General features: G+C 62.8%; 26 protein-coding genes. 17 read left to right on the plus strand and 9 right to left on the minus strand.

Annotated features, from left to right (window positions below; translation table 11 throughout):
* The first annotated feature begins 189 nt into the window (after positions 1–189).
* From minC to minE, 3 genes are read left to right on the plus strand one after another with little or no spacing between them, the layout of a single operon-like run.
* Positions 190–939 carry a septum site-determining protein MinC gene (minC, locus tag AC1Q6X_RS09875; RefSeq protein WP_121671262.1) on the plus strand — a complete coding sequence of 250 codons (750 nt, stop codon included), beginning with the start codon at positions 190–192 and terminating at the stop codon, positions 937–939.
* A gap of 37 nt (positions 940–976) precedes the next feature.
* Positions 977–1,792, plus strand: a complete 816-nt coding sequence (gene minD, locus AC1Q6X_RS09880; protein WP_034752889.1) for a septum site-determining protein MinD — start codon at positions 977–979, stop codon at positions 1,790–1,792.
* Position 1,793: 1 nt separating this feature from the next.
* Positions 1,794–2,045, plus strand: a complete 252-nt coding sequence (gene minE / locus AC1Q6X_RS09885; RefSeq protein ID WP_034752886.1) for a cell division topological specificity factor MinE — start codon at positions 1,794–1,796, stop codon at positions 2,043–2,045.
* A 3-nt stretch (positions 2,046–2,048) separates the two neighbouring features.
* Here minE and AC1Q6X_RS09890 read toward each other — a convergent pair whose 3' ends face one another.
* A complete protein-coding gene (locus tag AC1Q6X_RS09890) occupies positions 2,049–2,552 on the minus strand; it encodes a hypothetical protein (RefSeq protein ID WP_070218997.1) in 504 nt (167 codons plus the stop codon).
* Positions 2,553–2,720: 168 nt separating this feature from the next.
* Between AC1Q6X_RS09890 and AC1Q6X_RS09895 the strand changes: the two genes are divergently transcribed.
* From AC1Q6X_RS09895 to AC1Q6X_RS09925, 7 genes are all read left to right on the plus strand, one after another.
* The gene (locus AC1Q6X_RS09895; RefSeq protein WP_046681910.1) at positions 2,721–3,410 is read left to right on the plus strand and encodes a response regulator transcription factor; all 690 of its coding nucleotides are present in this window, start codon (positions 2,721–2,723) and stop codon (positions 3,408–3,410) included.
* An 80-nt stretch (positions 3,411–3,490) separates the two neighbouring features.
* Positions 3,491–4,765, plus strand: a complete 1,275-nt coding sequence (gene hemA, locus AC1Q6X_RS09900) for a glutamyl-tRNA reductase (protein WP_070289406.1) — start codon at positions 3,491–3,493, stop codon at positions 4,763–4,765.
* 88 nt (positions 4,766–4,853) lie between these two features.
* A complete protein-coding gene (prfA, locus tag AC1Q6X_RS09905; protein WP_070289405.1) occupies positions 4,854–5,930 on the plus strand; it encodes a peptide chain release factor 1 in 1,077 nt (358 codons plus the stop codon).
* Between the two features lie 146 nt (positions 5,931–6,076).
* Entirely contained in the window at positions 6,077–6,595 is a 519-nt protein-coding gene (locus tag AC1Q6X_RS09910; protein ID WP_346428564.1) for a disulfide bond formation protein B, read from the plus strand.
* Positions 6,596–6,605: 10 nt separating this feature from the next.
* Positions 6,606–7,436: a peptide chain release factor N(5)-glutamine methyltransferase gene (gene prmC / locus AC1Q6X_RS09915; RefSeq protein WP_070313090.1), complete on the plus strand. Its 831-nt coding sequence runs from the start codon at positions 6,606–6,608 to the stop codon at positions 7,434–7,436.
* A gap of 216 nt (positions 7,437–7,652) precedes the next feature.
* A complete protein-coding gene (gene gshA, locus AC1Q6X_RS09920) occupies positions 7,653–9,254 on the plus strand; it encodes a glutamate--cysteine ligase (RefSeq protein WP_492402437.1) in 1,602 nt (533 codons plus the stop codon).
* 28 nt (positions 9,255–9,282) lie between these two features.
* Positions 9,283–10,326: a histone deacetylase family protein gene (locus tag AC1Q6X_RS09925; RefSeq protein WP_492496702.1), complete on the plus strand. Its 1,044-nt coding sequence runs from the start codon at positions 9,283–9,285 to the stop codon at positions 10,324–10,326.
* Positions 10,327–10,408: 82 nt separating this feature from the next.
* Here AC1Q6X_RS09925 and AC1Q6X_RS09930 read toward each other — a convergent pair whose 3' ends face one another.
* Together AC1Q6X_RS09930 and AC1Q6X_RS09935 are read right to left on the minus strand one after the other, a co-directional pair.
* Positions 10,409–11,191 carry a LytR/AlgR family response regulator transcription factor gene (locus AC1Q6X_RS09930; RefSeq protein ID WP_492496704.1) on the minus strand — a complete coding sequence of 261 codons (783 nt, stop codon included), beginning with the start codon at positions 11,189–11,191 and terminating at the stop codon, positions 10,409–10,411.
* A complete protein-coding gene (locus tag AC1Q6X_RS09935) occupies positions 11,178–12,443 on the minus strand; it encodes a histidine kinase (RefSeq protein WP_492496706.1) in 1,266 nt (421 codons plus the stop codon). Before AC1Q6X_RS09935 ends, AC1Q6X_RS09930 begins: the two co-directional genes overlap by 14 nt.
* 401 nt (positions 12,444–12,844) lie before the next feature.
* On the opposite strand from AC1Q6X_RS09935, the gene AC1Q6X_RS09940 reads away from it, so the two are divergent.
* Positions 12,845–13,270 (plus strand): organic hydroperoxide resistance protein, encoded by a 426-nt coding sequence (locus tag AC1Q6X_RS09940; RefSeq protein ID WP_070289401.1) that lies wholly within the window; start codon positions 12,845–12,847, stop codon positions 13,268–13,270.
* Positions 13,271–13,375: 105 nt separating this feature from the next.
* Here the strand turns inward: AC1Q6X_RS09940 and AC1Q6X_RS09945 are convergent, their stop codons facing one another.
* Positions 13,376–13,963 carry a PEP-CTERM sorting domain-containing protein gene (locus tag AC1Q6X_RS09945; RefSeq protein ID WP_492496708.1) on the minus strand — a complete coding sequence of 196 codons (588 nt, stop codon included), beginning with the start codon at positions 13,961–13,963 and terminating at the stop codon, positions 13,376–13,378.
* A gap of 253 nt (positions 13,964–14,216) precedes the next feature.
* Here AC1Q6X_RS09945 and AC1Q6X_RS09950 point away from each other — a divergent pair, with 253 nt between their 5' ends.
* Positions 14,217–14,684, plus strand: coding sequence for a GNAT family N-acetyltransferase (locus AC1Q6X_RS09950; RefSeq protein WP_492496710.1), 468 nt, complete (start codon positions 14,217–14,219; stop codon positions 14,682–14,684).
* Entirely contained in the window at positions 14,681–15,352 is a 672-nt protein-coding gene (locus tag AC1Q6X_RS09955; RefSeq protein ID WP_492496712.1) for a Dph6-related ATP pyrophosphatase, read from the plus strand. Before AC1Q6X_RS09950 ends, AC1Q6X_RS09955 begins: the two co-directional genes overlap by 4 nt.
* A gap of 64 nt (positions 15,353–15,416) precedes the next feature.
* Here the strand turns inward: AC1Q6X_RS09955 and AC1Q6X_RS09960 are convergent, their stop codons facing one another.
* Together AC1Q6X_RS09960 and AC1Q6X_RS09965 are read right to left on the minus strand one after the other, a co-directional pair.
* Positions 15,417–15,878: an FKBP-type peptidyl-prolyl cis-trans isomerase gene (locus tag AC1Q6X_RS09960; protein ID WP_070218985.1), complete on the minus strand. Its 462-nt coding sequence runs from the start codon at positions 15,876–15,878 to the stop codon at positions 15,417–15,419.
* A 168-nt stretch (positions 15,879–16,046) separates the two neighbouring features.
* The gene (locus AC1Q6X_RS09965) at positions 16,047–17,924 is read right to left on the minus strand and encodes a potassium transporter Kup (protein ID WP_230504263.1); all 1,878 of its coding nucleotides are present in this window, start codon (positions 17,922–17,924) and stop codon (positions 16,047–16,049) included.
* 238 nt (positions 17,925–18,162) lie between these two features.
* Between AC1Q6X_RS09965 and rarD the strand changes: the two genes are divergently transcribed.
* Together rarD and ettA are read left to right on the plus strand one after the other, a co-directional pair.
* Positions 18,163–19,047, plus strand: coding sequence for an EamA family transporter RarD (gene rarD, locus AC1Q6X_RS09970; protein WP_070218983.1), 885 nt, complete (start codon positions 18,163–18,165; stop codon positions 19,045–19,047).
* A gap of 87 nt (positions 19,048–19,134) precedes the next feature.
* Positions 19,135–20,802, plus strand: a complete 1,668-nt coding sequence (ettA, locus tag AC1Q6X_RS09975) for an energy-dependent translational throttle protein EttA (protein ID WP_034752850.1) — start codon at positions 19,135–19,137, stop codon at positions 20,800–20,802.
* A gap of 72 nt (positions 20,803–20,874) precedes the next feature.
* Here the strand turns inward: ettA and AC1Q6X_RS09980 are convergent, their stop codons facing one another.
* A complete protein-coding gene (locus tag AC1Q6X_RS09980) occupies positions 20,875–21,456 on the minus strand; it encodes a porin family protein (protein WP_070218982.1) in 582 nt (193 codons plus the stop codon).
* 224 nt (positions 21,457–21,680) lie between these two features.
* Here AC1Q6X_RS09980 and AC1Q6X_RS09985 point away from each other — a divergent pair, with 224 nt between their 5' ends.
* The gene (locus tag AC1Q6X_RS09985; RefSeq protein WP_230504265.1) at positions 21,681–22,262 is read left to right on the plus strand and encodes a putative pterin-binding protein; all 582 of its coding nucleotides are present in this window, start codon (positions 21,681–21,683) and stop codon (positions 22,260–22,262) included.
* 15 nt (positions 22,263–22,277) lie between these two features.
* Here AC1Q6X_RS09985 and AC1Q6X_RS09990 read toward each other — a convergent pair whose 3' ends face one another.
* Positions 22,278–22,640, minus strand: a complete 363-nt coding sequence (locus AC1Q6X_RS09990) for a hypothetical protein (RefSeq protein ID WP_070218980.1) — start codon at positions 22,638–22,640, stop codon at positions 22,278–22,280.
* Positions 22,641–22,864: 224 nt separating this feature from the next.
* Here AC1Q6X_RS09990 and AC1Q6X_RS09995 point away from each other — a divergent pair, with 224 nt between their 5' ends.
* The gene (locus tag AC1Q6X_RS09995) at positions 22,865–24,361 is read left to right on the plus strand and encodes a sensor domain-containing diguanylate cyclase (RefSeq protein ID WP_492496716.1); all 1,497 of its coding nucleotides are present in this window, start codon (positions 22,865–22,867) and stop codon (positions 24,359–24,361) included.
* On the opposite strand, the gene AC1Q6X_RS10000 is transcribed toward AC1Q6X_RS09995, so the two are convergent.
* A complete protein-coding gene (locus tag AC1Q6X_RS10000) occupies positions 24,358–25,185 on the minus strand; it encodes a Rossmann-like and DUF2520 domain-containing protein (RefSeq protein WP_492496718.1) in 828 nt (275 codons plus the stop codon). The two genes, AC1Q6X_RS09995 and AC1Q6X_RS10000, sit on opposite strands and share 4 nt — an antisense overlap.

Below are 25,185 nucleotides of genomic sequence, written 5' to 3' on the forward strand. Positions count from 1 at the left end.
CGGGGCGGCGCACCGGTTTTCCGGGGCGCCGCCCGTTTTTTTTGACATGAAGTAGGTATTGCCCTGCGGAATAGCATGCGCCAGGCCCCTGACGCTGATTTTTTTGCAGTAGAATGCAAGAAATTTACTGCTCCCATTGTTGCCGTACGGAACATCTGGCCTGCCGCAGTTTCACTTTGATAAATGTTTATGTCCAAAAGCCCGTCGCAGAAGCCTATCGAAATCAAGATTTCCACCGTCGTTGCTGTCTCCGCCATTCTGCATAGCGCCGATACGCAGGCACTCGATGCCGCCTTGCGCGACATGACGGGAGGCGTGGCGGACTTTTTCGAGGACGACCTGGCCGTGCTGGACGTGGCGGCCTTGCCGCCCGACAGCGTGCCCATCGACTGGGCCGCCCTCGTGGCCCTGCTGAAAAAATACCGTTTGAATGCCGTGGCCGTGCGCAATGCGCCGGCCGACATGCATGACGCCATCCTGGCGCAAGGCTTGAGCCTCGACAGCGGCAAGACGCGCGACGATGCGCCGCCCAAGGATGGTCCCAAGGATACGCCCACGGCGGCGGCCCAGTCGGGCGCCGACGCCCAGGTGATGGTGATCGACACGCCCGTGCGGGCCGGCCAGCGCATCTATGCGCGCGGCTGCGACCTGATCATCACTGCCGTCGTCAACAATGGCGCCGAAATCATCGCCGACGGCAGCATCCACGTGTATTCCTCGCTGTACGGCCGCGCGCTGGCCGGCGCCTCGGGCAATCCCCAGGCGCGCATCTTCGCGCTGGCGATGGAACCGGAACTGGTCTCGATCGCGGGCGTGTACCGCACGTTCGAGGATGGTTTCCCTGCAGAAATGGCGCGCGGACCCGCGCAAATTCGTTTGGCTGGAGACAGAATCGATATACACTCTGTCAATCCGGTCACTCCCGTGAACCGCTCTTAAGCTGCACAATTCAAGAGATATCTGAAAAGGATTATTTGTGGCAAGAATTATTGTTGTGACGTCCGGCAAGGGCGGTGTCGGCAAGACGACCTCTAGCGCCAGTTTTTCCACTGGCCTGGCCATGCGCGGCCACAAGACAGCCGTGCTCGATTTCGACGTGGGCCTGCGTAACCTCGACCTGATCATGGGTTGCGAGCGCCGCGTCGTGTATGACTTGATCAATGTGATCAATAAAGAAGCAACCCTGAACCAGGCCCTGATCAAGGACAAGCACTGCGACAACCTGTTCATCCTGCCCGCCTCGCAGACGCGCGACAAGGATGCCTTGTCGGAAGAAGGCGTGGAACGCGTGTTGAACGACCTGATCAACATGGGTTTCGAGTTCATCATCTGCGATTCGCCGGCCGGCATCGAGCATGGCGCGCTGATGGCGCTGACGTTCGCCGACGAAGCCATCATCGTCACCAACCCGGAAGTGTCGTCGGTGCGCGATTCGGACCGCATCCTCGGCATCCTGCAAGCCAAGTCGCGCCGTGCGCAGACGGGCGGCGAGCCGGTCAAGGAACATTTGCTGATCACCCGCTACTCGCCGAAACGCGTGGAATCGGATGAAATGCTGTCCTACCAGGACGTGCAGGAAATCCTGCGCATCCCGCTGGTGGGCATCATCCCGGAATCGGAGCAAGTGCTGGCCGCCTCGAACCAGGGCAATCCGGCCATCCATTTCACGGGCACGGACGTGGCGCAAGCCTATGAAGACGTGGTCTCGCGTTTCCTCGGCGAAGAGGTCGAGTTGCGCTTTACCAACTATGAAAAGCCTGGATTACTCCAGCGCATTTTTGGGGCGAAGTGATATGGCCTTGCTTTCTTTCCTCTTCCCCCCCAAGCCGAAGACGGCCACCGCGGCCAAGGAACGCCTGCAGATCATCATCGCCCGCGAACGCAGCGGACGCGATGGTCCGGACTTCCTGCCCGCCCTGCACAAGGAATTGATCGCTGTCATTTCCAAGTACACGAAGGTGAATGCCGACGACATCAAGATCTCGCTGGACCGCCAGGGCAACCTGGAAGTGCTCGACGTCAACGTGGTGCTGCCGGACGCGTAAGGTTTACTCCGGCCTGACCATGAGCAATTCCTGCGCCACCGCGGCGCAGGCGTTCACGTGCTGGTTGCCGATCTGGCGGAACACGGCGTAGCCGATGGCTGCCGCCACCGCCTGGCCGGCGAACGGCACGAAGCGCGCCACCTGCTTGGTGGCAATCTTGACGCCACTGCGCTTGAGCAGGTGGAGGATCAGTTCGCGCGACACCAGCTTTCCTACCAGCATGCCTCCCATGCCCACCGCCGCGCGGTAGGCCATCATCTTGAACTGCGGGTTCAGGCGCTCGATCTGCTCGGGCGTCAGGCCGAATTCGTGGTTGATATCGTTGATCAACATGGAAAACAGACCCACGTCGGACATCAGGTCGATGCCGGGAATGGGAATGGCCGAAGCGCCCGCCGACATCATGGCGCGCCGCTGCACCAGGCGCCGGCAACGCTCGCGCACTTGCTCGATTTCGGCACGACTGGCCGGTATCAGTGTCCAATCGGTAGTGCTCTTGTCTGGCATGGCCGCTTCTCCGCTAGTAGGGGTAGATGAACAAGTGTAACGTAAAGGATCTGCCCTCCGATTTCACTGGACACAGTTGCAATCTCTGTTATATTTCACTTGAGCATTCCTTAACATTACGATAAGCAGAGCAGGCCGTCTGTTTGTTGCTACACACTCCAGCCAATTATGCGAATTGCCGTACTCGATAGCGACCATAGCCAGGCAGAACTGATATGCCAGGTGCTCACCGCCGCCGGCCACGCTTGCCACGAGTTTCAGAGTGGCAAGGAAATGCTGGGGCAGCTGCGCAAGGACAGTTGCGACATGCTCATCCTCGACTGGCATGTGAGCGATCTGGACGGTGCGGAAGTCTTGCGCCGTGCCCGGGAAAAACTGGCGCCGAAGGCGCCCGTGTTGTTTATGACCAACAGTTCCGGCGAAGACGACGTGGTGGCGGGCATGACGGCAGGCGCCGACGACTACATGATCAAGCCCCTGCGGCGCAGCGAACTGACCTTGCGCACCCAGGCGCTGCTGCGCGTGGCGTACCCGGCCCAGAATGGCGCCGAGTACTTGCAATTCGGTCATTACACGTTTGAAACCCGTCCCGGCCGCCTGTTACGCGATGGCGAAGTGCTGGATGTGACGCACAAGGAATTCGCCCTGGCGCTGCTGTTTTTCCGCAACCTGGGCCGTCCCCTGTCGCGCGCCTACATCCACGAAGCCGTGTGGCAGCGCGACACGGCCTTGCCCTCGCGCACCATGGATACCCACGTCTCGCGCGTGCGCAACAAGCTGCAGCTGAAACCGGAACACGGCTACAGGCTCGTGCCCGTCTACAGCTACGGTTATCGCCTGGAAAAACTGGGCGGCTGAACGGCGGCAAACGGCTGACCTGCTCAAAGCGCGGGCACAAAGCGTTATAATGTCGCCATAAGTCATCCAACAGCCCTGAAATGCAACTGCTCGCCGTCGGCCTCAACCATACCACCGCCCCAGTGTCGCTCCGCGAACAGCTGGCGTTTGCGCCTGAGCACTTGGGCCAGGCGGTGATGGCGGCGCGCACCTGGTTCCAGCGCATCGACTTGCGCGACAACGACGAAGCGGCCATCCTGTCGACCTGCAACCGCACCGAGCTGTATGCGGCCAGCCATGTGCCGAACCCGCTCGACGCGGGCGCGCATTTCCTGGCCGACTACCACCAGCTCAACTACAGCGAGCTGCGCCCCCACTTGTATATGCTGCCGCAGCACGATGCCGTGCGCCACACCTTCCGCGTCGCCTCCGGGCTCGATTCGATGGTGCTGGGCGAAACGCAGATCCTGGGGCAGATCAAGGACGCCATCCGCACGGCCGACGAGGCGGGCGGCCTGGGCACGTATCTGCACCAGTTGTTCCAGCGCAGCTTTTCGGTGGCCAAGGAAGTGCGCAGCAGCACGGAAATCGGCGCCCACAGCGTATCCATGGCGGCCGCCGCCGTGCGCCTGTCGCAGCGCATCTTCGACAAGATCGCCGAACAGAACGTGCTGTTCATCGGCGCCGGCGAAATGATCGAATTGTGCGCCACGCACTTTGCCGCGCAAAACCCGAAAAGCATCACCATTGCCAACCGCACCATGGAACGGGGCGAGGAACTCGCGCACCGCTTCAACGGCACGGCGATCCGCCTGGCCGACCTGCCGGAGCAGCTGCACCAGTTCGACATCGTCATCTCGTGCACGGCATCGTCCTTGCCGCTGCTGGGCCTGGGCCTGGTCGAGCGCGCCATCAAGGCGCGCCGCCACAAGCCCATGTTCATGGTCGACCTGGCCGTGCCGCGCGACATCGAGGCGGAAGTGGGCCGTTTGAACGACGTCTTCCTGTACACGGTCGACGACCTGGGCAAGGTCGTGCAGACGGGCCTGGAAAGCCGGCAGGCGGCCGTGGCGCAAGCCGAGGCCATCATCGAGACGCGCGTGCAATCCTTCATGAGCTGGGTCGACGACCGTGCCATGGTGCCCGTCATCCAGCATCTGCATGAAAACAGCGAAACCTTGCGCCTGATGGAAGTGGAACGGGCGCGCAAGATGCTGGCCAAGGGCGCCGACATCGACGCCGTGCTCGAAGCGCTGTCGAAAGGCTTGACGGCCAAGTTCCTGCACGGCCCGCAGCAGGCGCTGCACCATGCGCAAGGCGACGAGCGCAAGCAGCTGGTCACCCTGCTGCCGAAACTGTTCCGCCCCCGCCGTTAGCGCAGCCCCGCTGGCCGCCCGCGCGCGGCTACCCCTGCCCGCCTGCCGGGCTTGCATCATTCCTACACTCTTTTTACCGCGAATCGCTATGAAACCATCCATGCTGGCCAAACTCGATCAACTGGCGAACCGCCTGGTCGAACTCGACGAACTGCTGATGCATCCGGACGCCACGTCGAACATGGACAGCTACCGCAAGATGACGCGCGAGCACGCCGAACTGGGCCCGCTGGTGGCCCTGTACCGCTCCTACCAGGAAGCGGGCAACGACATCGCCACGGCGCAAGAGATGCTGGCGGACCCGGACATGAAGGAATTCGCCCAGGAAGAGATCGAGGCGGCCAAGGCCACCATGGCGCGGCTCGAGCGCGAACTGCAAACCATGCTGCTGCCGAAGGACGTCAACGATGAGCGCAATATCTTCCTGGAAATTCGCGCCGGCACGGGCGGCGATGAATCGGCCCTGTTCGCCGGCGACCTGCTGCGCATGTACACGCGCTTTGCCGAGCGCAACCGCTGGCAGGTGGAACTGGTGTCCTCGTCCGACTCCGACCTGGGCGGCTACCGCGAGGTGATCGTGCGCGTGGTCGGCAATGGCGCGTATTCGAAGCTGAAATTCGAGTCGGGCGGCCACCGCGTGCAGCGCGTGCCGGCCACGGAAACGCAGGGCCGCATCCATACCTCGGCCTGCACGGTGGCCGTGATGCCGGAAGCGGACGAGGTGGAAGACGTCAACATCAACCCGGCCGACCTGCGCATCGACACCTACCGCGCCTCGGGCGCGGGCGGACAGCACATCAACAAGACGGATTCGGCCGTGCGCATCACCCACTTGCCGACCGGCATCGTGGTCGAGTGCCAGGATGACCGCAGCCAGCACAAGAACAAGGCGCAGGCGATGAAAGTGCTGGCCGCGCGCATCAAGGACGTGCAATTGCGCGAGCAGCAGTCGAAGGAAGCGGCCACGCGCAAGAGCCTGATCGGCTCGGGCGACCGCAGCGAGCGCATCCGCACCTATAATTTCCCGCAGGGCCGCCTGACGGATCACCGCATCAATCTGACCTTGTACAAGCTTGACTTCATCATGGACGGGGATTTGACGGAGTTGACGAATGCCTTGGCGGCGGAGCATCAGGCAGAGTTGCTGGCGGCGCTGGGCGACTAAACGCTGGCTCCGTTGTGTCGGCTTACGCTGCGCTAAGCCGACCTACGCCGCCCTACGCCGACCTACGCCGCAATTTGTAGGTCGGCTTGGCGCGCAGCGCGTAAGCCGACAGCTTTAAGTAGCGGCTAAGCAATAAAAATCGGCCCTTGTGCGAAAATGACCAGCTCGATTCCATCCACCTCACCGTGTCGCCCATGAAAAATTCACGCACCGTCCTCCTGTTGACCGCCGCCCTGTGTTTCCTGATGCTGGGCGTGGCCATGTATTTGCAGCATGCCATGAACATGGCGCCGTGCCCGCTGTGCGTGATCCAGCGCTACCTGTTCCTCGCCATCGGCATCGCCTGCCTGGCGGGCGCCGCCGCCAACCGCCCGAAAATCGGCGCCGGCATCGGCTTGCTGGCGGCCCTGGGCGGCATGGGCGTGGGCGCCAAGCATTTGTACGTGCTGGCCAATCCCGGCTTCTCGTGCGGCATCGATCCGGTGGAAACGGCGCTGAACAAGGTCTTCACGGCCGAACTCATGCCCTTCATGTTCGAATCGTATGGCGCTTGCGAAAACGCCGGCGAGCCGTTTTTCGGCCTGTCGATTCCGCAATGGGCATTCATCTGGTTCGCCATCTTCGCCATCACCATGTTGTGGACATTGCTGCGCCGCAAACAATAACCATTCATTTATGCCAGAAACACTGATCCCTGCCGGCAGCACTGTCGGCGCCCTGCAAATCCGTCCGCTGCTCGATCCGCTCGACAACCGCATCCTGCTCGGTCACGCGCTGGGCCTGTCGCGCGTCAGCTTGATCACGCAATCGGAGCGTGTGCTCACTCCCGATGAGGCCGAACGTTTATCGGGCTTGCTGGCGCGCCGTCTGCAAGGCGAACCGATCGCCTACATCGTCGGCCAGCGTGAATTCTTCGGCTTGCCGTTCGAAGTGAACGAGGCCGTGCTGATTCCCCGCCCCGACACGGAAGTGCTGGTGGAACTGGCGCTCGAGCGCCTGCCGCCGGGCGGACGAGTGCTCGACATGGGCACGGGCAGCGGCGCCATCGCCGTCGCGCTGGCGCATACGCGGCCCGACGCCGTCGTCACGGCCCTGGACGTGAGCAGCACGGCGCTGGCCGTGGCGCGCCGCAACGCCAGCGCCAACGGCGTCAACATCACCTTCATGGCCAGCGACTGGTTCGAAGCGCTGGGCACGGAAAAATTCGACCTGATCGTCTCCAATCCCCCCTACATCGCCAGCGGCGACCGCCACCTGGCCGAAGGCGATTTGCGCTTCGAGCCGGCGGGCGCGCTGACCGACCATGCGGACGGCCTGTCGGCCCTGCGCACCATCGTTGCCGGCGCCGCGCGCCACCTGGCGTCGGGCGCCTGGCTGCTGATGGAACACGGCTACGACCAGGCTGCCCAGGTGCGCGAGCTGCTGGCCGCTGCCGGCTATAACAAGGTGCAAAGCTGGCGCGACCTGGCCGGCATCGAACGGGTCAGCGGCGCCCGCCTGGGCTGACCGTTGCCACCTGCGCAAAGCTTGACCCGGCGGCGCGCCAGATCCCCCCGCAGTTTGTTAAAATATCAAGCGAATTCCTGACCGAAGCGCCGTCCCCGTTGCCCGGGGCGGACGCTGGCGACGCGGCGTTTTTTGGGCCGGCGCCGACGCATTTGCCAAAATTCGGTTAATCTCAGCACAAATTATTTATATGCTGCACAAGAAAGGAAGCTCAAATTGCCCAACCTGTTGACTCGCCGCCTGGCATTGCTGACTGAAGATGCCAACCGCGCGCTGCTGGGCGGCTTGCGCGGCATCGAGCGCGAAACCCTGCGCGTCGACCACGCCGGCCATCTGGCTTCCACGCCCCACCCCGCCGCCCTGGGCTCGGCGCTGACGCACCCTGAAATCACCACCGACTACGCCGAAGCGCTGCTCGAATTCATCACCCCGGCCGAAGCCGACATCGCCGTCACGCTCGACAAGCTCGATACCGTGCACCGCCACGCCTACAGCCGCCTCGGTGACGAGTTGCTGTGGAGTCAGTCGATGCCCTGCCAGCTGCCGCCCGAAGCGGACATCGAGATCGCCAACTACGGCACGTCGAATATGGGCATGCTCAAGCACGTCTACCGGCGCGGCCTGGCATTGCGCTACGGCAAGGCCATGCAATGCATCGCCGGCATCCATTACAACTATTCGCTCGACGAGCAGCTGTGGCAAGTGCTGGCCAGCCATCCGGACACCAGCGCCAGCCCCACGCACGCAGCCGCGACGCCAAAAGACGTGCAGTCGGAAAGCTACCTGGCGACGATCCGCAATTTCCGCCGCTACAGCTGGCTGTTGATGTACCTGTTCGGCGCCTCGCCGGCCCTGTCCGCCGGCTTCCTGCGCGGCCGCGCGCACAAGCTCGACACCTTGTCCGACGATACCCTGTTCCTGCCGTACGCGACCAGCCTGCGCATGAGCGACCTCGGCTACCAGAACGACGCCCAGTCCGGCCTGCGCCCGCACGAAAACAGCCTCGATGATTACGTCAACGCGCTCACGCACGCCGTCAACGACCCGTATCCGCCGTACGCGGCGTTGGGCACGAAAAAGGATGGCGAGTGGATACAGTTGTCCACCAACGTGCTGCAGATCGAAAATGAATACTATTCGACCATCCGTCCGAAGCGCGTGATCCGCACGGGCGAGCGCCCCATCCAGGCCCTGTGCCTGCGCGGCGTGCAATACATCGAAGTGCGCTGCATGGATGTCGACCCGTTCGAACCAGTGGGCATCAGCCTGGAAACGGGCCGCTTCCTCGACGCGTTTTTGCTGTTCTGCGCGCTCGACGACAGCGCGCCGATTTCTGCCGAGCAAAGTGCTTGCTACACGAACAATTTCGCCCGCACCGTCAAGGAAGGCCGCAAGCCGGGCCTGAGCCTGCGCCGCGATGGCGAAGACATCACCCTGCAAGCCTGGGGCGAGGAATTGCTGGCGCGTATCGCGCCCGTGGCGGCCCTGCTCGACGCGCGCCAGGGCGGCACGCAGCACGCGGACAGCCTGGCCGCGCAAGCCCGTAAACTGGCCGACCCGGACACGACGCCATCGGCCAAGGTCTTGGCCGCGCTGCGCGCCAACGGCGGCTCGTTTGCCGCCTTCGGCCTGCAGCAAAGCGAACGCCACGCTGCCTGGTTCCGCGCGCAGCCGCCCACCCCCGAGCAAAGCGCGTATTTCGACGCGATGGCGGAAAGCTCGCTGGCCGAGCAGCGTGCCATGGAAGCGGCGCCCGCCGGCAGCTTCGACGACTTCGTCGCCGCCTACCGCGCCAGCACCCTGTGTTCGCACACCTGATCCTGCCTGACTTTTTGCCTGGCGCCCCATGCTGACCTTCTACAATGAATTGCACAGCCAGCACCGGGGCCGCTTCGAGATGTTTCGCGGCACCATGGTGCCCTGCTTCGAGACACCGGAGCGGGCCGACATGGTGGTGGCCGAGCTGGGGCGGCGCAACCTGGGCCGCATCGTCACGCCGCACGGCGTGCCGCTGACCTCCTTGGAGCGCATCCACACGCCCCGTTACCTGCATTTCCTGCGCCATGCCTGGCACGACTGGCTGGCGCTCGACCCCGACAACGGGGGCAAGGATGCCTTGCCGTCCGTGTGGCCCGTGCGCACCTTGCGCAGCGATATCGAACCGGACGACTTCACGGCCAAGCTGGGCCTGTACTCGATGGACAACGGCACGCCGCTGACGGCCGGCACGTGGACGGCGGCCAAGACGGGCGCCGACTGCGCCGTCAATGCGACGCACGCATTGCGCCTGGGCGAACGGGCCACGTTCGCCCTCACGCGCCCGCCGGGCCACCATGCGGGCAGCGATTTCTTTGGCGGCTACTGTTTTCTGAACAACGCAGCCCTGGCCGCGCAGCACCTGCTCGACGATGGCGCGCGCAAGGTCGCCATCCTCGACATCGATTACCACCACGGCAACGGCACGCAGAGCATTTTTTATGCGCGCGACGACGTGCTGTTCGCCTCCATCCACGCCGACCCGCGCAGCGAATATCCGTTTTACCTGGGCCACGCCGACGAAACGGGCAGCGGCGCGGGGCTCGGCTACAACGTCAATCTGCCGCTGCCGGCCGGCACGTCCACGGCCAGCTGGTTCGCCGCGCTGGAAACGGCTTGCCTGCGCATCAAGATGTATGCGCCCGACGCGCTGGTGGTGTCGCTCGGTGTCGACACCTTCGTGGGCGACCCGCTGTCGCATTTCTCCCTGCAAAGCGGCGACTACCTGCGCGTGGGCGAACGCCTCGCGCATCTGAACCTGCCCACCGCCTTCATCCTCGAAGGCGGCTATGCGGTCAAGGAAATCGGCATCAATGTGGTGAACGTGCTGGAAGGTTTTGAGACGGCGGAGTAACTAGCGGAGCTAGTGGGGTCAGACCCTCAACACCGCTAACGTCAAGCTCAGTGCCAACACAAACGGGGGTCTGACCCCGGCTTTACATATTCCGGAACAAACTCATGAACGGCTGGCTCACGGCCAGGGTTTCCGGCCGCGTTTTCAGGCGCAGGGCGCCCCGTCCCACCTCGTCGCGCGTGACGGAGGCCACCATCTTCATGTTGACGATGGTGGAGCGGTGGATCTGTTTGAAAATGGCCGGGTCGAGCACGTCGAGCAGTTCGCGGATCGGCTTGCGCAGCAGCGCCTCGCCGTCGGCCGTCATGACGGCCGTGTACTTGGTGTCGGATTGAAAATAGGCGATGTCTTCCACCATGATCAGACGCGTATCCTTGCCGCTGCTGGCCGTCAGCCACACCAGCGGCGGCGACTTGGCTGCCGCCGGCAAGGCGCTGCTCAATTGCTGCAGCAGGCCGGCCAGCGCGCCGTCGCCCGCCCGGGCCTTGCCGGCCCGCGCCCGCACGCGCTGCAGGGTCGCCTGCAGGCGCTCGCGGGCGACCGGTTTCAACAAATAATCGACGGCGCCCTTGTCGAAGGCGTCGATCGCGTACTGGTCGTAGGCCGTGACGAACACCACCTGCGTGGCGGGACTCGCTTCGAGCGCGCCGGCCGCCACTTCCAGCCCCGTCAGGCCCGGCATGCGGATATCGAGGAAGGCGACATCGGGCTTGCGCGTGGCGATGGCCTCGAGCGCCGTGCCGCCGTCGTCGCAGGCGGCGACGATGCGCAGTGCCGGCCACTCTTCGGCCAGCAGGGCCACGAGCGCATCGCGCAGCAGGGTTTCATCTTCAGCGATGACGCAGGTCATTTCAGGCGGATGCATACGACACTCCTTGCGCCGTGCTGTCCGGCACCGTGATGGTGGCCGTCACGCCATCGGGGAAGTTGGCAACGATGGCAAACGCGGCGGCATTGCCGTAGGTCAGGCGCAGGCGCTCGCGCACATTGCGCAAGCCGATGCCCGTGCCGGCGCCGTCGTCGCTGAAGCCCTTGCCGTCGTCGGCCACCGTGACGATCACCGTGCCATTGCCGCTGCGCGCCATGATCCAGATGGTGCCGCCGCCGCTTTTCGGCTCCAGGCCATGCTTGATGGCGTTTTCCACCAGGGTTTGCAGCATCATCGGCGGCAGCTCCACCTGGCGCAGGTATTGCGGTACCTCGATCTGCAGGTTCAGGCGTTCGCCCATGCGGATTTTCAGGATGTCGAGGTAGGCGCGCGCCCGTTCCAGCTCCGTGCCCAGGGTCGACATGGCTTGCTCCGTGCGCGGCAGCGAGTGGCGCAGGTACAGGATCAGGTTGCCCAGCATCGCGTCGGCGCGCACGGGGTCGCTGCGCGTAAGCAGCTGCGCGCTGGCCAGCGTGTTGTACAGGAAGTGCGGCTCGACCTGCGCATGCAGCAGGCTCAGTTTGGCCACCGTCAGTTCCTTTTCCGTCACCGTTTGGCGCGCCTCGGCCTGCTCGCCGCGGCGGCGCTGCGCCACCCGGCGCGTGATGGCCCGCGTCACCGCCTCCGCGTTTTCCAGGTTGCTGCCATGGTCGACGAGGAACCAGTCGGTCCACGCATTGCGCGCCGGCTCGCAGATCAGGGTCACGCTGCCCGCCTCGCCATTCGGCGTGACGGTGGCGAGGATCTGATTCGGCCGCGGCTCGAGGAAACCCAACACGCGCATGCGGGGCAAGCCCGTGTGCGTATACGGCGCCGCGCGGCGCACGCGCGCCTGCACCTGCAGGCTGTCGCGCGCGCTTTCGACCACTTCGCTGCCCGGCAGCTCGCGGATGGCCGCATCGACCATGTCGAACGCCTCGCCCGCCTCGAACGGAATCTCGATCTGGCGCCGCTGGCGGCTCGACAGGGTGGCGGCATTGACGGCGCCGGCGATCAGGCGCACACGGCGCACGTGCGAAAACGCATTCGTGACGACGGCGCAGGCCAGCAAGGCGCCGATGATGACAAAGAAGCCTTCCGTATGTCCGAAAATATGACGCAAGAAGTTCTCGACCAGGAGGGCGGTGGCGATGATGTACGTGAGCATCGTGGCCAAGGTGAGGCGAAGGATAAAGAAGAGGCTGGTCATGGTTTTTCCCTGGAACGTAGAAGTGGGCCAAGCATAACCATCGGCCCCGGCGGCGGTGGCCATTATGCGATGGAAGCCCGGTAGTGGCGACAAAGGCATCAAAATAAAGGTTCAAGACACCTGACCAAACCTGCTGCGCGTCGGTATAGGTGGCCTGCGATGCTCACCGTACTCAAAGTACGGTTCCGCGTCTCGACCACCTCTCCCTTCCGCTCGCAACGGTTTTGTCAGGTGTCGTGACTTCATGAATAAAATCGCTTGCAATTAAATAGTGCGCGATATATATTGCACACATGGACGCCGGAATTGCTTCTTCAGACGGGCATCCTGGGGCCACGGCCCGCGAAACAAGTAGCACACTATTTAGTAGTCACCTATTTATCTACCTAAAGGAAACCATCATGTCGATCAAACAAGTCCTGTACCGCGCGCAAGCCACCGCCACCGGAGGCCGCGAAGGCCGTGCCGTGTCGTCCGACAATGTGCTGGACGTCAAGCTGACGACGCCAAAAGAACTGGGCGGCAATGGCGCCGTCGGCACCAATCCGGAACAACTGTTCGCCGCCGGCTACTCGGCCTGCTTCATCGGCGCCATGAAATTCGTCGGCGGCCGCGACAAGATCGCCGTGCCGGCGGACCTGTCGATCGAAGGCAACGTCGGCATCGGCGCCATCGAGACGGGCTTCGGCATCGAAGTGGAACTGAAAATCTCGCTGCCGGGCATGGACCGCGCCGCCGCCGAAGCGCTGGTCGCCGCCGCCCACATCGTGTGCCCCTACTCGAACGCCACGCGCGGCAACATCGACGTCACGCTGACGATCGTGTAATCGGACGGCAACACCCGTCATCCGCCCCCCTCCCCGGCCGCGCAAAGCTGCCGGGGATTTTTTTGGCGTGCGAACGCCGGCTGCCTGGATGCAAGACCAACTTGGTCAAATGGAATTTTTACGCCGGCGCAGTCGTGTCAAGTACATGAGCGCCAAGCCCGCAGGCAACATCAGCGCGACCGCTGGTTCGGGGACTGGCGCTGGCGAAATGCTAAAGCTCGTCTGGTCGGACCAATTATATTGATTTACCCACGCTAAGTTCGAGGGTACATTGCCTCCGCCGGTGTGGAAAAAACTGCCGATATCGGCGCGGCTATACCACCAGTAGATACCAAATTCGTCAGCACCGTTCGTGGCGACGGTATAATCAAGATTACCCGTCAGTGCATAATTGAAATTCTCCACTTGGCACCTCAAATAGGGAGTGCCGCATCCGCCAAAGTCCGGTTCTGCCTTGTCAGACAAGAACGTGATGCCCTGAGATTCAAAATAGCTAAGTTCATCAGATGCAATAACACCGTCCAGATTACGGTCTTCCCCGGTGAAACTCCCAGTGAACTTCACCTGCGGATCGAACAAGCCGGTAGCCGCATCGACAAAACCTTGATAAACAAAACTCCACGTCGTCGCTTCGGCATGGGCCGAAGAAATCCCGGCGACAAATAGGACGGCGCATAACAGCTTCTTTTTCATAGCTTCCTCGTATTTTTGCAGAACATTTTCAAGGGAATTCAGGCCGGTGCCCAAATTACAAGTGACAGCCACTTGCCATAATGATATTAGCATATTTATAATATCCATCCAACTGCGGCTTGCTGCAGAGCGTAGGAAAAAGCTTGCAATTCGCTAGTGGCACGTAACACCACACTGCTCTTGTGCGCCAGCGAGTCAACATCCGGGCTCCGAAGCCGGTAAAATCACGGCCACTCTCAATCAAGGATGAACCATGATCAGCTGGCAATGGAACACGTTCAACGAACTCGGCCCCCACGATTTGTACCAGGTGCTGGCCTTGCGCCAGCGCGTGTTCGTCATCGAACAGCAGTGCATTTATCCGGACCTCGATGGCCATGACCAGCAGGCGATGCACTTGCTGGGCTGGCAAACGGTCGATGGCCAGCGCCGGCTGGCCGCCTACCTGCGCGTGCTGGCGCCGGGCGCCAAGTATGTGGAAATGTCGCTGGGCCGCGTGCTGACGGCGCCCGAGGCGCGCAGCAGCGGCGCCGGCAAGCAGTTGTTGCTTGAGGGCATCGCGCGGGCCGAGCGCCAGCATCCGGGCCACGCCATTCGCATCGGCGCGCAGCACTATCTGGAACGCTTTTATCAATCGTTCGGCTTTGTCACCGTCAGCGCGCCGTATGACGAAGACGGCATCCAGCACGTCGACATGCTGCGCGCGGAGCCAGCGGCATGACGACGGCCCTCATTTCCTGGAGCGGCGGCAAGGATTCCTGCCTGGCCCTGTGGCGCGCCCGCAATGCCGGCCTGGCCGTGCCGCTGTTGATCACGGCCATGGATGAAGATGGCCGCAAGTCGCGCTCGCACGGCGTGCCGCCCGAGTTGCTCGAAGCGCAGGCGGCCAGCCTGGGCGCGCGCCTGCAGCGCTATCACGCCAGCTGGGCCAGCTATGAAGAACAGTTCATCGCCACGCTGCGCGCGGCCAAGGCCGAGGGCATGGAGCACGCCATCTTTGGCGACATCGACCTGCAGCCGCACCGCGACTGGGAAGAAAAAGTCTGCGCGGTCGCCGGCCTGACGGCGCACCTGCCGCTGTGGGGCGAAGCGCGGCGCGCGCTGGTCGACGAATTTCTCGCCGCCGGCTTCAAGGCTATCGTCGTGTGCATCAATGGCCAGCATCTGCCGCGTGAATTTTGCGGGCGCGAGTTCGACGCCGCCTTCCTGGCCGACCTGCCGCCCGGCGTCGATGCCTGCGGCGAAAACGGCGAATTCCACACCTTCGTCTACGACGGCCCCGCCTTCAGCGCCCCGGTGGCGCTGCGCCGCACGCAAGTGCTGCAATATGACGCGCCGGCCAAGCTGGGCGGCGCCACGTATTACTTCCAGGAGCTGGCGCCCGCTTAAACCGGCCAGCAAAGCAAAAAGGGCGATTCCGTGGAATCGCCCTTTTCATGTGCGCTGCACGTGCTTATTTTTTCGTCACGCTCACCAGCTTGATCTCGAACAGCAAGCCGGCGTAGCCAGGAATCTTCGGCGCGCTGCCCGCCTTGCCATAACCGAGGTCATACGGAATGGCCAGGGTGCGCGTGCCGCCGACCTGCATGCCGACCAGGCCGCGGTCCCAGCCCAGGATGACCCGGCCGACACCCAGAGGGAAAGTAAAACCGCTGCCTGCCGGGCTCGCATCGAACTGCACGCCCTTGTTGCCCGGCTTGCTTGCGTCATACAGCCAGCCCGTGTAAGTCACCAGCAAGGTGTCGCCCGCCGCCGCCGCCGTGCCGGTGCCGGTCACCGTATCGGTAATGGTCAGTTCTTTCACTTGCGTATTCGGATCGAGCACGACCGGTTTCTCGGTGTTGGCAGCGGCACCGCAAGCGGTCAGGGCCACGGCGCAAGCGAGGGTGGCGATCATTTGAAATACCGATTTCATGGTTTCCCTTTAAATATTGGTGTGTGGCTCAGCCCGTACGGTGCGGACCAGTGCGAGCAGCAGTTTAACAGGAGTCGCGCAGCCAATTTGTAAGCAGACGTAAGCACGGCGGAAGATTGCGCAACAATACAACATTGTCACAACAACCATTCCGCCGCACTGTCGCGTCTAGATTTCCACCTGCGTGCCCAGTTCGATTACCCGGTTGCTCGGGATCTGATAGTAGTCGGCCGCCGTGCGCGCATTGCGCGACATGGTGACGAACAGGTGCTCGCGCCACGGCATCATGCCGGCGCCCGGCGTCGAGATGATGGTCTGGCGCGCGATAAAGAACGACGTTTCCATCATCTCGAAGTCCAGTCCCTGCTCGGCGCACTGCGCCAGCGCAGCCGGAATGTCCGGTTCATCCTTGAAGCCGTAATGCACGTTGACCTGGTAGCACTGGTGGCCCAGTTCCACCACGCGCACGCGCTCCGATGGCGCCACCCACGGCTCTTCATGCATGAAGACGGTGAGGAAAATGACGCGCTCATGCAACACCTTGTTGTGCAGCAAGTTATGCAGCAACGCATGCGGCACGCCATCCGTTTCGCCGCGCAGGAAGATGGCCGTGCCGGGCACGCGCATCGGCGGCGCGATGAACAGCGACGAGAGGAATTCGTTGAGCGGAATCGCATGCTTTTCCAGATTCTGGAATACCAACTGGCGGCCCCGTTTCCAGGTCAGCATGATGATGAACAGGATGGCGCCCAGCAGCAGCGGGAACCAGCCGCCATGGAACAGTTTCAGGGAGCTGGCGGCGAACAAGTTCACATCGATGATCAGGAAGAAGCCCGTGGCAGCCCAGCACAGCAGCAAATTCATCTTCCAGCGGTAGCGGATGACGAAGAAGGTCAGGATCGTGGTCGCCAGCATGGTGGCCGTGACCGCGATGCCGTAGGCGGCGGCCAGCTTTTCAGACGAACCGAAACCGACGACGGCCATCAGCACCACGGCCAGCTGCAGCCAGTTGACGGCGGGGATGTAGATCTGCCCGATTTCGCTTTCCGACGTGTGGCGCACGCGCATGCGCGGCAAAAAGCCCAGCGCGATCGCTTGCTTGGTCATCGAGAAAGTGCCGGAAATGGTGGCCTGCGAAGCGATGACGGTGGCCATGGTCGACAGGATCACCAGCGGATACACGCTCCAGGCGCCCAGCTGCTGGTAGAACGGATTGGAAATGGCTTCCGGATGCGCCAGCAGCAGCCCGCCCTGGCCCAGGTAATTCAGCGCCAGCGCGGGGAAGGCGATCAGAAACCAGGCCATGCGGATCGGCTTCTTGCCGAAGTGGCCCATGTCGGCATACAGCGCCTCGGCGCCCGTCAGCGCCAGCACCACAGCGCCCAGCGACAGGAAGGCGATGCGGCCATTGTCCAGCAGGAAGGCCACCGCATGCAGCGGATTGATGGCGGCCAGAATGCCCGGCGACTTGATGATGTTGACCACGCCCATGCAGGCCAGCGCGACAAACCAGATCAGCATGATGGGAGCGAAGAAGCGGCCGATACCGGCCGTGCCGTGCGACTGCACCGAGTACAGGGCCACCAGCACCACGATCGTCAGCCACACCACATAGGGACTGAAGGCGGGCGTGGCCACTTCCAGGCCCTCGATGGCCGACAGCACGGAAATGGCTGGCGTGATCACGCTGTCGCCATAGAACAGGGTGGCGCCAAAGACGCCGATCACCATCAGCGGTACATGCCAGCGCGACGACTTGCTGACGGACGACAGCACCAGCGCCATCAGGGCCATGATGCCGCCCTCGCCGCGGTTGTCGGCGCGCAGCACCAGGGTCACGTACTTGAGCGAGACGATCAGGGTCAGGCCCCAGAAGATCAGCGAGACGATGCCCAGCAGGTTGTTATGCGTGACCGCCAGGCCGTGGGCAGGATCGAAGACCGTCTTCAGGGTGTACAGCGGACTGGTGCCGATATCGCCGTAAACGATGCCGACGGCCGCCAGCGTCAAGCCGACCAGGCCGCTTTTTTTGTGTTCCGACGTCAAGATTGCACCCGTTTTTGTTTTGTTGCATCGCACAATATGATAGGTATTAGCAAATAGCAAGAGTATTTTTGCATGGTTCCGCAGCTGCCCCAAAGTCGTGGTTTTGTGCCGCTCCGCCTTGCTGCGCGGGCTTGCGGCCATTGATTTGTTGCCATTCTACGCTTCGCCAGCGGCGCCGGGCAGCCCCCGATGTTTTCAGCCATAATGACAGACTGTCTACTCTCCAGCGAAGCCCATCATGAATCCAGGCATGTTGTACGCCTCCCTCGCCTTCCTGTGCTGGGGCCTGTTTCCCCTGTATTTCCACGCCATCGGCGAGATTGCACCACAGGAAATCCTGGCGCACCGCATGGTCTGGTCGCTGTTGTTTCTAGGCATCGTGCTGACCGTGCGCCGCCAGTGGAGCTGGCTGGGCGCCCTGAAAGGCCAGCCGCAGGTCGTGGCCAGCTTCGTCGCCAGTGCGTTCTTGCTGTCCGCCAACTGGTTCATCTATATCTGGGCCGTCAACAACGGCCACGTGGTCGACGCCAGCCTCGGCTACTTCATTACGCCCCTGATCAATGTCATGCTGGGCTTTTTGCTGCTGCACGAACGCCTGCGCCGCCTGCAGTGGCTGGCCATCGGCCTGGCCGCCTGCGGTGTCGCCTGGCTCACTTGGCAGGCGGGGCAAGTACCGTGGATCGCCCTGCTGCTGGCCGCCACGTTCGGCGGCTATGGCTTGCTGCGCAAGACGGCCGCGCTGGGCGCGCTGGAAGGCTTGTCGTTCGAAACCCTGATTTTATTTCCCCTGGCGCTGGCCTACATGCTGTGGCTGGCCTGGCATGGCCAGAGCGGCTTCGTCAATACGGATTCCACCGCCACGCGCGCGCTGCTGCTGGCGTCCGGCCCCATCACGGCCATTCCCCTGCTGCTGTTCGCCGCCGGCGCGCGCCGCCTGCCGCTGGCCGTGCTGGGGCTATTGCAATACATCGCCCCCACGGGCCAGCTCCTGATCGGCGTATGGGTCTTCCACGAATCGTTCACGCCCGAACGCATGCTGGGCTTCCTCGTCATCTGGACGGCGCTGGGCCTGTATGCGGCCGAAGGCCTGTGGAGCAGCCGCCGCGCGCGCCTGGCCGCCTGATCGGTCCGTTCCGGCAGCGCGCAGCGCTGGCCGGAAGCGGGCGTTTACCGTATCCTGTCCGTCTTTGTATATCACCCGAGATTTCTAATGGCAAATTACGTCTACACCATGAATCGCGTGGGCAAAATCGTCCCGCCCAAGCGCCAGATTCTGAAAGATATTTCCCTCTCCTTCTTCCCAGGCGCGAAGATCGGCGTGCTGGGCCTGAACGGCTCCGGCAAATCGACCCTGCTGAAAATCATGGCAGGCATCGACACCGACATCCAGGGCGAAGCCGTGCCGATGCCGGGCCTGAACATCGGCTACCTGCCGCAGGAACCGCAGCTGGACCCGGCAAAAACCGTGCGCCAGGAAGTCGAGTCGGGCCTGGGCGAAGTGTTTGAAGCGCAAGCCAAGCTGGAAGCCGTGTACGCCGCATATGCCGAGGAAGACGCCGATTTCGACGCCCTGGCCACGGAACAGGCACGCCTGGAAGCGATCATCTCGACCTCCGACGGCGGCAATCTGAATCTGCAGCTGGAAATGGCCGCCGACGCGCTGCGCCTGCCGCCATGGGACGCCACCATCGGCGTGCTGTCCGGCGGTGAAAAGCGCCGCGTGGCGCTGTGCAAGCTGCTGCTGTCGAAACCGGACATGCTGCTGCTCGACGAGCCGACCAACCATCTGGATGCGGAATCGGTGGACTGGCTGGAACAATTCCTGCTGCGCTTCCCCGGCACCGTGGTGGCCATCACCCATGACCGCTACTTCCTCGACAACGCGGCCGAGTGGATCCTGGAGCTGGACCGCGGCCACGGCATTCCATGGAAGGGCAACTACTCGACCTGGCTGGACCAGAAGCAAGCCCGCCTGAAGCAGGAAGAAGCGACGGAATCGGCGCGCCAGAAAGCGCTGCAGAAGGAATTGGAATGGTCGCGCCAGAACCCGAAAGCGCGTCAGGCCAAGTCGAAAGCCCGTCTGGCCCGCTTCAACGAGCTGTCCGAGCACGAATACCAGAAGCGCAACGAAACGCAGGAGATCTTCATTCCCGTGGCAGAGCGCCTGGGCAATGAAGTCATCGAGTTCAAGAACGTGTCGAAAGCGTTCGGCGACCGTTTGCTGATCGATAACCTGAGCTTTACCGTGCCGCCAGGCGCCATCGTCGGCATCATCGGCCCCAACGGCGCCGGTAAGTCGACCCTGTTCAAGATGATCACCGGCAAGGAAACGCCGGACAGCGGCGAAGTGGCCATCGGCCAGACGGCGCGCGTGTCCATCGTCGACCAGAACCGCGATAGTCTCGCTGACAACAAATCCGTGTTCGAAGACGTCTCCGGCGGCGCCGACATGCTGACGGTCGGCCGCTTCGAAATGCCGTCGCGCGCCTACCTGGGCCGCTTCAACTTCAAGGGCTCGGACCAGCAAAAGCAAGTGGGCAACCTGTCCGGCGGTGAACGCGGCCGTCTGCACCTGGCGAAAACCCTGCTGATGGGCGGCAACGTCCTGCTGCTCGATGAACCGTCGAACGATCTGGACGTGGAAACCTTGCGCGCGCTGGAAGACGCCCTGCTGGAATTTGCCGGCAGCGTCATGGTCATTTCCCATGATCGCTGGTTCCTCGACCGTATCGCCACGCACATCCTGGCGTTCGAAGGCAATTCACAGGTCACCTTCTTTGACGGCAACTATCAGGAATATGAAGCCGACAAGAAGAAGCGCCTGGGTGAAGAAGGCGCGAAACCGAAGCGTATCCGCTACAAGCCTTTGACCACGTAATTTAGGTCCGGCAATGCAAAAAGGCAGTTACCTCGCGGTAACTGCCTTTTTTTTCAGCAAACTTCCAGTAAATTAGAAGTTGTAGCGTGCGCCCAGTGCCAAACCGGTGGCCTTGCGGCCCTGGTCGGCGCTCTTGCCGAAGTGTTCCACTTCCGCCGTCAGCGAGACTTTCTCGTTGATCGCGTACTGGGCACCGACGGAAGCGTACACGCCCGTCTTGTCGTTGCCGCTGATGCCGGTCGACAGGCCCGTGCCGCTCAAGCTGTTCTTGACCTTGGCCACGCCGAGCTTGCCGAACACGCCGACTTTGTCGCTCACCGGCATGGTGGCCTTGCCGGCCAGGTAGTAGCCGTGCGAATCGCTTTTCACGGAACCGTTGCCGGCGCCGGTGACATAGCTGTAATCCTTGCTGCCGAAATCGGCGTAGCCGCCCTCGACCGCCCAGGTTTTATCGAAATCGTAACCGGCGAAGATCTTGGCGCCGGCCTTGTAGCCGCTGTGATTATCGGCGCTGGTGGCGCCAGGAATATCGAAGTTGTAGCGGTTGCCCGTGACACCGGCGCCCACATAGGCGCCTTCGGCGTGCGCGGCGCTCATGCCGGTCAGTGCAGTAACGGAAGCGATCATTGCAAACAGGATTTTCTTCTTCATCATGTTCTCTCTCTCAATAGTGAATGGTGCCTGGATTCGCAGTTCAGCGAAGTGCGATGAGTACACAATAACAGCCGAAAAAAGCTACGTCTTTCTCCATTGCGTAAGAACTGTGACAAGATGTAAGCGGAAATTGCAAACTGACAATAACCGTAAAATGCGCACCGTTGAACGAACTTAAGCTAGACTTAAGTACATTAACGATTTTCAGTCCGAAGGAGCAGTGCATGCACAAACGCCAGTTTCTCGCCGCCGCCATGGCGGCGGCCACCCTGCCGGCCATCGGCCGGGCGGCGCCCGCCGGCCTGCGCGGTCCTGCCCTGCTGACCGTCACGGGCAGCGTCGACAAGCCGAACCGGGGCCCGTTCGACGCCGTGCGCGACCAGATGATGCACAAGCAGAAAATCAGTTTTGAGCGGGCGCGGGCATTCGACTTTGCGGCGCTGACGAACTTGCCGGCACACACGATTCGCCCCACCCTGGAATACGACGGCAAGGCGCATGCGCTGCGCGGTCCGCTGCTGGTCGATGTCTTGAAGGCGGCGGGCGCACCCGAGGAAGGCGAGGTCCGCCTGCTGCTGCGCGCCGTGGATGGCTATGCGGCGGCGCTGACCATGGCGCAGGCGCGCGCACAGCGTTTTATTGTCGCCACCCACCTCGATGGGCAGCCGATGGCGCTGGGCGGCCTGGGGCCGCTATGGGCGATCCACGACGCGGACCGCATCGCGGCCGTGGCGGCCCTGCCCCTGGCCGAGCGCTTCGCCAACTGCCCGTGGGCGCTGTATCACATCGGCGTGGAGGCGGGTTGAAGCGGTTGAGATAAATTACGCGTAGGCTTCGGCCATCGACATCACCCGTGGCGCGATGGTAATGCCGTGCTCTTCGAACAGGGCAGTGATGGCCGCCAGGTTGTGCGTGCACTCCTCGGTTTTCCAGCCCTTGAAGATATCCGTGCCATCCTTCTGGAAATGCAGGTCCAGCACCTTGCCCGAATCCTTGTGCAGGTAGGGCGAACTATAGGTGTTCTCGAAACCGAGCGCCTTCAATTGCTCCAGCAAGGCCAGCGGCGGATGGTCGGGATCGGTGGCAAGAAAAATGCCGAAGGTCTTGCCTGGCGGCTTGGCGGCGATGTCGACCTCGTAGATGCCGGGGGCCTTGCTAACGGACGTACTCTTTAAAAATAACATGCAACACTCCCTGCGCGGAATGTCCCGCGCCTGAAACGGGCGGCAAGACAGGGGCGATGCGCAATGATTCCCCTCATCAAATCTTATTGCTAATTTGCATCTTTGTCGACAAATCGGCACTTTTATTTGGTAAGTCGTGGTTATCTTGTCGCGTTCGCCAGCATAAATTGTCAATAAAACCAGTTATCATTGCGCCAATATCCGCCCTGCTGCATACTTTTAGCTTGCCTCACCATGGCCTTCCCGCCTGCCACTACCTCGTCTCCATGCGTCTTCTGTCGATCAAATACCGCCTGCTTATCCTCCTGACCCTGATCCTGGGGGCGGGCTTCATGGCCACCAGCCTGGCCAGCTACCTGGCTTCGCGCCAGGCCATCGAGCACGGCATCGCAGACCAGACCCTGCCGCTGACGGGCGACAATATTTACTCGGAAATCCAGAAGGACATGCTGCGCCCCGTCTTCATCTCCTCGCTGATGGCGCACGACACCTTCGTGCGCGACTGGATACTGGCCGGCGAAAACAAGCCGGAACAGATCGTGCGCTACCTGGCCGAAGTCAAGAAAAAGTACGGCGCCATCACCAGCTTTCTCGTCTCGGACAAGAGCAGCAAATATTATTACGCGGAAGGCACCTTGAAATCCGTCAGTCCGGAGGCGACGCGCGACATCTGGTACTACCGCGTGCGCGCCATGGACAAGACCGACTATGAAACGAATGTCGACGTGGACATGGCCAACCGCGACAGCATGACCATCTTCATCAACCACCGCGTGGTCGACTACGATGGCCAGTTCATCGGCGCCACCGGCATCGGCCTGACCCTGGCCACCATGAGCCACATCATCGACCGCTACCAGGCGCGCTTCCACCGCAACATCTATTTTGTCGATGCCGCCGGCTCCCTGGTGCTGGCAGGCAAGAGCGTGCGCAACGGGCACGGCAACATCCGCAGCCTGCCCGGCGTGAACGCCATTGCCGAGCAGATCATCAACCACCGCAGCGAGCCGACGCATCTGTCGTACCAGCTGGGCCGCGCGCAAATCCTCGTCAACTCGCGTTTCATTCCCGAACTGGGCTGGTACCTGGTGGTCGAGCAAAACGTCAGCGACGAAGTCCAGTCGCTGCAGCGCGTGTTCATCTTCAACCTGGCCATCAGCTTTGGCGTCACCCTGCTGGTACTGCTGCTGACCCTGCTGACGGTGAACCGCTACCAGCGCCGCATCGAGCGCATCGCCTCGACGGATGCGCTGACCGGGCTATTGAACCGCCAGTCGCTGGAATTGCTGTTCCAGCGCGCGATGTTATTGTCCAAACGCAATGAGCAGCCGATGTCGGCCATCCTCTTCGACATCGATTTCTTCAAGCGCGTCAACGATACCCACGGCCACCTGTGGGGCGACAAGGTCATCCGTGGCGTGGCGGACGTGGCGCGCGCCACCGTGCGCGAAAGCGACGTCATCACGCGCTGGGGCGGCGAGGAATACCTGGTGCTGCTGAATGACTGCAGCCTGGCCAAAGCGGCGGAAGTGGCGGAAAGCCTGCGCGCCGCCATCGAGCGGCACGATTTCGGCCTGCCCGAGCCGCGCGTCCCCGTGACGATCAGCCTGGGCGTGACCGAGTACCGGCCAGAGGAAAGCGAATCGGCCTTCTTTTCGCGCGCCGACAGCGCCTTGTACCAGGCCAAGGAGCAGGGCCGCAACCGCCTGCACACCGCTTAAAGCGCGGACTTGCGCCGGGCCAGGTCCTGCGTGGGCGCCACCAGCGCCCGGTACAACTCGCCCGTGGCCGCATCCCAGCTTTGCACGGCCAGCTGCTGGCGTTGCACGGTGGCCGAATCGCCGCGCGCGATGGGGCCGGACAGCGCGGGCGCGGCCCCCAGGCGAAACACGTTCGCCACCGCTTCCGTCACCAGCGGCTGCGCCAGTTCGCGCGCCACCGGTTCGGGAATGCCGGCCGCCTGGTAGGCGCGCAAGGCCGCGTCGAGCACCGTCACCAGGTAATTGCTGGCGAAGACGGCAGCGGCGTGATACAGGGTCTTGGCGGCCGGATCGATGGGCACGGGGCGCGCGCCAATGGCGATCAAGGCCGGCGTGAGGAAAACCAGCGCCAGCGGGTCGCCTTCCACGCCGCAAAACGTGCCGTCGAAGGTGGCGGCCACCTGCTGCGGGTCAGCAAAGCTGCGGATCGGGTGGGCGCTGGCGACAAAGGCACCGGCCTGCGTGGCCGCCAGCAGCACGTTCGAGGCCAGCGCACCGCTGCAGTGAAACACGATGGCGCCCGCCTGGCGTCCCTCGGCCACCAGCGCCGCGCAGGCCGGGCCGATCTGGTCGTCCGACACGGCCAGCATAGTGACGTCGGCGTGGCGCAAGGCCGCATAACTGCCGACGGGGGTGCCGGCGCCGATGAAGTCCACGGCCGTCTGCGCCGACGCCATCGAGCGCGTCAGCACATCCTGCACCGCAATCCCGTCCACGCCGGCGAACAGACGGCCCAGCACCTTGCCCACGTGGCCGGCGCCGATGATATTCAATGTCACGTTCAT

Source organism: Janthinobacterium sp. GW823-FHT06H09 (assembly GCF_058794735.1).